Below are 6,000 nucleotides of genomic sequence, written 5' to 3' on the forward strand. Positions count from 1 at the left end.
GCTCGGCTACGACCTGGTACCGTTGCCTCTCGCTCCGGTCGATGAACGGGTGCGCTTCGCCCTCGATCAAACAGCTTCGCGAGGCACATGAAAAAGGCCGGGAGCGACCCGGCCTTTCTATCTTCTCAACGGCTGTCCTACTCCGCCGGCGCTTCGACCGCTTCCCGCGCGCGGCCGAGCGTCAGCTTGGCCAGAGTGAAGGAGATCACGGCGCACAGCGCGATGCCGGCCACCATCGGCAGCGGCGTGCCGTCGAAGAAGAGGCCGGCGACACCCATCGCCAGCGCGCCGATGGCGAAGTGCAGCGTGCCCATCAGCGCCGAGGCCGTGCCGGCGATCTCGCCATGCTCTTCCATCGCCAGCACCGAGGTGGTGGGGATGACGAGGCCGAGGAAACCGTAGCCGACAAAAAGCAGCGCGGCCATCACGTCGAGCCGGTCGACGCCGGACGCCATGATCGCAAACAGCGCCACCATCACCGTGGCATAGCCGGTGACCGCCACCCAGACGACGCGCTTCAACCCGAAGCGGTCGGCCAGCAAGCCGGTCAGCTGCGACATACCGATGAACGCGACCGCGTTGATCGAGAAGAACACGCTGTAGACCGACGGCGACAGGCCGTAATGGTCGATCAGGATGAAGGACGAGCTCGACAGATAGACGAAGAAGCTCGCAATGCCGAAGCCGGCGATAGCCACGAGGCCGAGGAAGTTGCGGTCGCCCATCAGGTAGCGGTAGCCGGCAAGCGCCGTGCCGAAGGATGAGCCGGCGCGCTCTTCGACGGGCCGCGTCTCCTTGAGCGAGGTGGCAAGCAGGATGGTGGCCAAGGCGGCCGCGCCCGTCACCGTCCAGAACACGGCGCGCCAGCCGAAGCTCTCGATGATCTGGCTGCCGGTCAGCGGCGCCAGGATCGGCGACACCGAGAAGACCAGCATCAAGAGCGACATCAGCTTGGCGGCCTCGTTGCCGGTGTGCAGGTCGCGCACGATGGCGCGCGGCACCGCCATTCCGGCGCTGGCGCCAAGCCCTTGCAGAAAGCGGAAGGCGATCAGCCACTCGATGGTCGGCGCCATCGCCGAGCCGACGCCGCCGACCATGAACAGCGCGAGGCCGGCATAAAGCGGCGCCTTGCGGCCGACCATGTCGGAGATCGGGCCGACGACGATCTGCCCAAAACCCATCGACAGGAAGAAGATCAGAAGGCTCATCTGCACGGCGGCAGTGCCGGCATGCAGGTCCTGGCCGATCGAAGGCAGCGCGGGAAGATACATATCGATCGCAAATGGGCCGATCGCGGACAACAAGCCGAGCACGACCGCGATGCGGAGGAATTTGGGACTCATGATAAGGCTCTTTCGGATCTGGTTGCCGCCGCAAAATGCCGGCGTCTGAACCCAGGACGTTCCATCCCGCGGAAATCCTACGTCCAAGGGCGAATTTCTTCGCCCCTTCCGTGCGGGCTTCCTTTATTGTGTCCACAAATTTAGACAGGCTTGTCCAATTCGTCAATCGCCGCTATATAGATTTTCATGAAGCCCGGCGTTTCTCCTGACACTTTCCCGCCACGCAGCCACGAGGCCAAGCGCGTATCGGTGGTTGACGCTGCCGCTTCCGTCTTCTGCCGCGAAGGCTATGCCGGCGCCAATATCGACCTGATCGCGGCCGAGGCCGGCGTTTCGCGGCAGACCGTCTACAATCATCACGGCGACAAGGAAAAGCTGTTCGTCGCCGTCGTGCGCGACCTGACGGAGCGCTGCAATGCCGGCATCTTCGCCACCATCGCCAGCTTCCCCGACCAGCCGACGAACCTGGAAGCCGACCTTGTCGCCTTCGCCGTGCGCATGAACCGCAACTGCATCTGCAACCGCGATGGCCGTTTCCTGCGCAAGCTGATCCAGGCCGAAGGCGAGCGTTGTCCGGAGCTGTTTGCCGAATGGCGCGAGCAAGGCCCGGGCCGTACCTGGTCGGCGCTTGCCGCGCGCTTTGCCCGGCTTGCCTTCGCCGGCCACCTGTCGATCGGCGACCCCGACGTCGCGGCGCGCCAGTTCCTGGCCCTCGTCAACGCCGAGCTTCAGATCACTTTCATGCTGGGCGGCGTGCCCACCGAGGAAGAGGTGCTGCGCTCGGCCACGAACGGCGTGCGGACCTTTCTCGGCGCCTTCGCCAGAAGGAAATCGCCAGCCGGCAGACAGGCGGCGTTCGCTCACGCCTGAGCCATCAAATCGCCGACACCCCTCTTGGCCTCGCGGCTTTGCGCCTATATGCGGTTTACGCCGCGCTCAAGCTTGATTACAGCTATGCGGACGATTCAACGGAACCCGACCATCAGATGGCCGACGACCACATCCGCTACGACATTCTGGCCCAGGAGGCTCTGCGCGGCGTCATGCGCAAGGTCCTGGCCGAGGTCGCGCGCACCGGCCTTCCGGGCAATCATCATTTCTTCATCACCTTCCTGACCGGCGCGCCGGGCGTGCGCATCTCGTCCAGGCTGCGCGAGCGCTATCCGGAGCAGATGACCATCGTCATCCAGTTCCAGTACTGGGACCTCAAGGTGACGGATGCCGGCTTCGAGGTCGGGCTTTCGTTCTCCGACGTGCCGGAAAAGCTCGAAATCCCCTTCTCCGCCGTGCGCGGCTTCTACGATCCGTCGGTCAATTTCGAGCTCGAATTCGACGTCAAGACGGAAAGCGCCGAAGACGAGGCCGTCGCTCCGGCCCCCGAGCCGGTCGCCGTCGTCCCCGAGAAGAAGGCGGAAACCAAGAAGAAGGCCGCCGAGGCCGAAAAGAAGCAGGCGGTCGCCGAGACCGGCGCCAAGGGCGCCGACGTCGTTTCGCTCGACGCCTTCCGCAAGAAGTAGCCCGGCGCCATGGGCGAGGTCGTCAATCTCCGCCAGGCCCGCAAGCAGAAAGCGCGCACCGAGAAGGAACGCCGGGCCGGCGAGAACCGGGCGCTGCACGGCCGCTCGAAGACAGAGCGCGAGCGTGATAGGCTGACATCGCAGAAGGCCGAGAAATTCGTAGCCGGCCATCGCCGGGAAAAACCCGACGACCCTGGCGAGCGCTGAGTCCTGCAATGGCCGCGGTCGAGAAACGTTCGGTAACGATCCGCGGTCACCGCACCAGCTTTTCCCTGGAACAGCCCTTCTATGACGACCTCATCGCCATCGCCGCCGAGCGCTCGCTGTCGCTCGCGGCCTTGGTCGCGGAGATCGACGAGACTCGGACCCGCGACGCAAACCTGTCATCCGCGCTGAGGCTCTATGTGCTGGCCTGGGCCAAACGCGGCGCCGCCGCGCCCTAGACCGCGTTGTCGCTGACGCTTTGTTGCGTCTTGCGCCTTGCGCCAAAGCTCAGCAATGCGGTGCGGTCGCGCTCCTCCGCCTGCTTTTTCGACCTTACCCGCATCATGTCTTTCCAGCCGATATAGCCGACGAGCCGTTCATCCTCGCGTGAGACGACCGGCAGATGCGAGACATTGGCGGTGAGCAGCTTGTCGGAAAGCGCCTCCAGATACTCGTCCGGATAGGCGAGCGTGATCTTGCTGCCGGCCAGCAATTCGCCGAGCGTCGCCTTGCGGTGCTTGCCGTTACGACGCCAGCGCAGGATCGCCGGCGGATCGATGACGCCGAGCACATGCCCCGCTTCATCGATGACCGGGAAGCTCGGATGCCGCGTGTCCGGAGCGGTCAGAAAGGTTGCCGCGCCATGCAGCGTCATCGTTCCCGGCACGCTCTCGACCTTGGTCGTCATCACATCCTTGACCCTGGTCAGGGCGAAAGGATCGACGCGATATTCGCGCACGAGATGGTGCCCGCGCCGCGCGACTTTCTCGGTCAGGATCGAGCGCTTCATCAACAGCACGGTGACCGCATGCGCCGTGGCGCAGGCCGCGATCAGCGGCACCAGCACATGCGTGTTGCCGGTGAGCTCGGTGGCGAAAAAGGTCGCGGTCAACGGCGCGCGCATGGTGCCGCCCATCGTCGCCGCCATCGCCAGCAGCGGCCAGAAGCCGGGGCTTGCCTCAGGCAGGATGCCCGAGAGCACCGCGCCCATCGCGCCGCCCATGATGAGCAGCGGCGCCAGCACGCCTCCCGAGGTCCCGGACCCCAGCGCAACCGACCAGATGACGGCCTTCACCACCAGAAGCAGCAGCGCGGCGGTGGCGACGGTGCGACCGTCGAGCATGTTGGCGATGTTGTCATAGCCGACGCCGAGCGCGTGCGGCTCGATAAGTCCGCCGATGCCGACCACCAGGCCGCCGATCATCGGCCACCACATCCAGTGTATCGGCAGCTTCAGGAAGGCGTCCTCGCAGGCATAGACCAATTGCGTCAGCAGTCCTGAAAGAAGTCCGGCGGCAATGCCGATCAGCACCCAGCCGCCCAGCCCGGCGATCGATGAATCCATGCTGCCCGAGAACGGAAAGATCGGGCTCGGCAGGTGAAGCAGGCTGCGTTCGACTTCCGCAACGATTGCCGCGACGGCAACCGGGATGAAGCTGCGCGGCGTCCATTCGAACAGGAGCAGCTCGACCGCAAGCATGATGGCGGCGATCGGCGTGCCGAACACGGTCGTCATGCCGGCCGCGGCACCCGCCACCAGCAGCGTCTTGCGCTCATTGTCGCTGACCGGCAGCATCTGCGCGATCAGCGAGCCGATGGCGCCGCCGGTCATGATGATCGGGCCCTCGGCGCCGAACGGTCCGCCCGAGCCGATCGAGATCGCCGACGATAGCGGCTTCAGCACCGCGACCTTGGCGTCGAGCCGCGAGCGCCCGAGCAGGATCGCCTCGATGGCTTCGGGAATGCCGTGGCCGCGGATCTTCTCGCTGCCGAAGCGCGCCATCAGGCCGATGATCAGCGCGCCGATCACCGGCACGATCACGGCGGCGAGCCCAAGCGGGGTGTCCTCGAGCCTTAGCTCGGCCAGCGAGAACTGGCCGAAATAGGCGATGTTGGTGGCAAGCCGGATGAGCTGCAGGAGCGCGATGCCGGCAAAAAGCCCGGCGGTCGCCACCACCACGGCGATGGCTGCAATAAACAGCACGCGCGGATCGGTCGTGAAGTCGCGAAGATGGCCGTTGCCGGCACGAGCGGATTTCATTTTGGGAGCCTGAACTTTCTGACGGCGCGAAGAGCGTCCGGTTTCAGGTGGCCTCATATCGTAACACGATATAAACCTGCAAGGCTGTTTTCAATCGCTGCGCCGCGTCATTTTGGACAAGGATCGCGACGGCCAGTTGAGCTTTTGCAGGAAAAGACCATAAGACGGGAAATGACGCCGCCGAAACCACGCCCCGCCATCAGCCAGGCCGACTACCAGCGGCTATCCCAGTTCCGTTATCTGATCCGCCGCTTTCTCGAATTCAGCCAGGTCCAGGCCAACGAGGCGGGCCTCACGCCGCGCCAGCACCAGGCGCTGCTGGCGATCAAGGGATTTCCAGGCGGCGGACCGGTGGCGGTGGGCGATCTCGCCGAGCGGCTGCGCATCCGCCACCACAGCGCCGTGGAACTGGTGAACCGCCTCGCCGAGGCAGGCCTGGTCATACGCGATCAGGACAAGAGCGACCATCGCCGAGTGCTGCTGCAGCTCACCCCTTTGGCCGACGATCGCCTGGCCGAATTGTCGGCCACGCATCTCGACGAGCTTTCGCGCATCGAGCCGATGCTGCGGCGCCTGCTCTCGCGCCAGGAAGAATCCTAGGCGCTAAGATATTCAACTGGTTCCCGACTCAGGGATTTTGAAAGGTTGTTGAAGCCGCCCCAACCTCGTCATCCACGGGCGGAGCAAGGAGCGAAGCGACGCGCGCAGACCCGAGGATCCATTCCGTGATTTGGAAGCGCCGCCTCGGTGCAGAATTTTTTGCTCCATTGCATTCCTTGGCGAAGGTATCGGCTTGGATTCGATGTCTTCGCGACGGAGCTTCGCTCCTGCTCCGCCCTAAGATCGCGATGGGCGTTTCGGCCAATCTCCAACGCATGCCACCTGCCAACGAAAG

7 protein-coding genes are annotated in these 6,000 nt (G+C 64.6%); 5 read left to right on the top strand and 2 right to left on the bottom strand.

What is annotated here, in order from left to right; all coding sequences use genetic code 11:
• Positions 1–137 precede the first annotated feature (137 nt).
• Positions 138–1,343 (bottom strand): multidrug effflux MFS transporter, encoded by a 1,206-nt coding sequence (locus FJ980_RS19175; protein WP_140545384.1) that lies wholly within the window; start codon positions 1,341–1,343, stop codon positions 138–140.
• Positions 1,344–1,529: 186 nt separating this feature from the next.
• Between FJ980_RS19175 and FJ980_RS19180 the strand changes: the two genes are divergently transcribed.
• The 4 genes from FJ980_RS19180 (at position 1,530) to FJ980_RS19195 (ending at position 3,303) form a co-directional block, all read left to right on the top strand.
• Entirely contained in the window at positions 1,530–2,213 is a 684-nt protein-coding gene (locus FJ980_RS19180; protein ID WP_140545385.1) for a TetR/AcrR family transcriptional regulator, read from the top strand.
• A gap of 116 nt (positions 2,214–2,329) precedes the next feature.
• Entirely contained in the window at positions 2,330–2,860 is a 531-nt protein-coding gene (locus tag FJ980_RS19185) for an SspB family protein (protein ID WP_140545386.1), read from the top strand.
• A 9-nt stretch (positions 2,861–2,869) separates the two neighbouring features.
• Positions 2,870–3,067 (top strand): DUF4169 family protein, encoded by a 198-nt coding sequence (locus tag FJ980_RS19190; RefSeq protein WP_140545387.1) that lies wholly within the window; start codon positions 2,870–2,872, stop codon positions 3,065–3,067.
• Between the two features lie 8 nt (positions 3,068–3,075).
• Positions 3,076–3,303, top strand: a complete 228-nt coding sequence (locus tag FJ980_RS19195; RefSeq protein WP_140545388.1) for a ribbon-helix-helix domain-containing protein — start codon at positions 3,076–3,078, stop codon at positions 3,301–3,303.
• On the opposite strand, the gene FJ980_RS19200 is transcribed toward FJ980_RS19195, so the two are convergent.
• Positions 3,300–5,105 carry a chloride channel protein gene (locus FJ980_RS19200; protein WP_140545389.1) on the bottom strand — a complete coding sequence of 602 codons (1,806 nt, stop codon included), beginning with the start codon at positions 5,103–5,105 and terminating at the stop codon, positions 3,300–3,302. The two genes, FJ980_RS19195 and FJ980_RS19200, sit on opposite strands and share 4 nt — an antisense overlap.
• A 171-nt stretch (positions 5,106–5,276) precedes the next feature.
• Here FJ980_RS19200 and FJ980_RS19205 point away from each other — a divergent pair, with 171 nt between their 5' ends.
• Positions 5,277–5,705, top strand: coding sequence for a helix-turn-helix domain-containing protein (locus FJ980_RS19205; RefSeq protein ID WP_140545390.1), 429 nt, complete (start codon positions 5,277–5,279; stop codon positions 5,703–5,705).
• Positions 5,706–6,000: the final 295 nt, after the last annotated feature.

This window comes from Mesorhizobium sp. B1-1-5 (genome assembly GCF_006443065.1).
In the GTDB taxonomy this organism is placed as follows: Bacteria; Pseudomonadota; Alphaproteobacteria; order Rhizobiales; family Rhizobiaceae; genus Mesorhizobium.

Bases quoted from the DNA above. Each gene is read 5' to 3' on its own strand.
- FJ980_RS19175 (WP_140545384.1), bottom strand. From the start codon at position 1,343: ATGAGTCCCAAATTCCTCCGCATCGCGGTCGTGCTCGGCTTGTTGTCC.
- FJ980_RS19180 (WP_140545385.1), top strand. From the start codon at position 1,530: ATGAAGCCCGGCGTTTCTCCTGACACTTTCCCGCCACGCAGCCACGAG.
- FJ980_RS19185 (WP_140545386.1), top strand. From the start codon at position 2,330: ATGGCCGACGACCACATCCGCTACGACATTCTGGCCCAGGAGGCTCTG.
- FJ980_RS19190 (WP_140545387.1), top strand. From the start codon at position 2,870: ATGGGCGAGGTCGTCAATCTCCGCCAGGCCCGCAAGCAGAAAGCGCGC.
- FJ980_RS19195 (WP_140545388.1), top strand. From the start codon at position 3,076: ATGGCCGCGGTCGAGAAACGTTCGGTAACGATCCGCGGTCACCGCACC.
- FJ980_RS19200 (WP_140545389.1), bottom strand. From the start codon at position 5,105: ATGAAATCCGCTCGTGCCGGCAACGGCCATCTTCGCGACTTCACGACC.
- FJ980_RS19205 (WP_140545390.1), top strand. From the start codon at position 5,277: ATGACGCCGCCGAAACCACGCCCCGCCATCAGCCAGGCCGACTACCAG.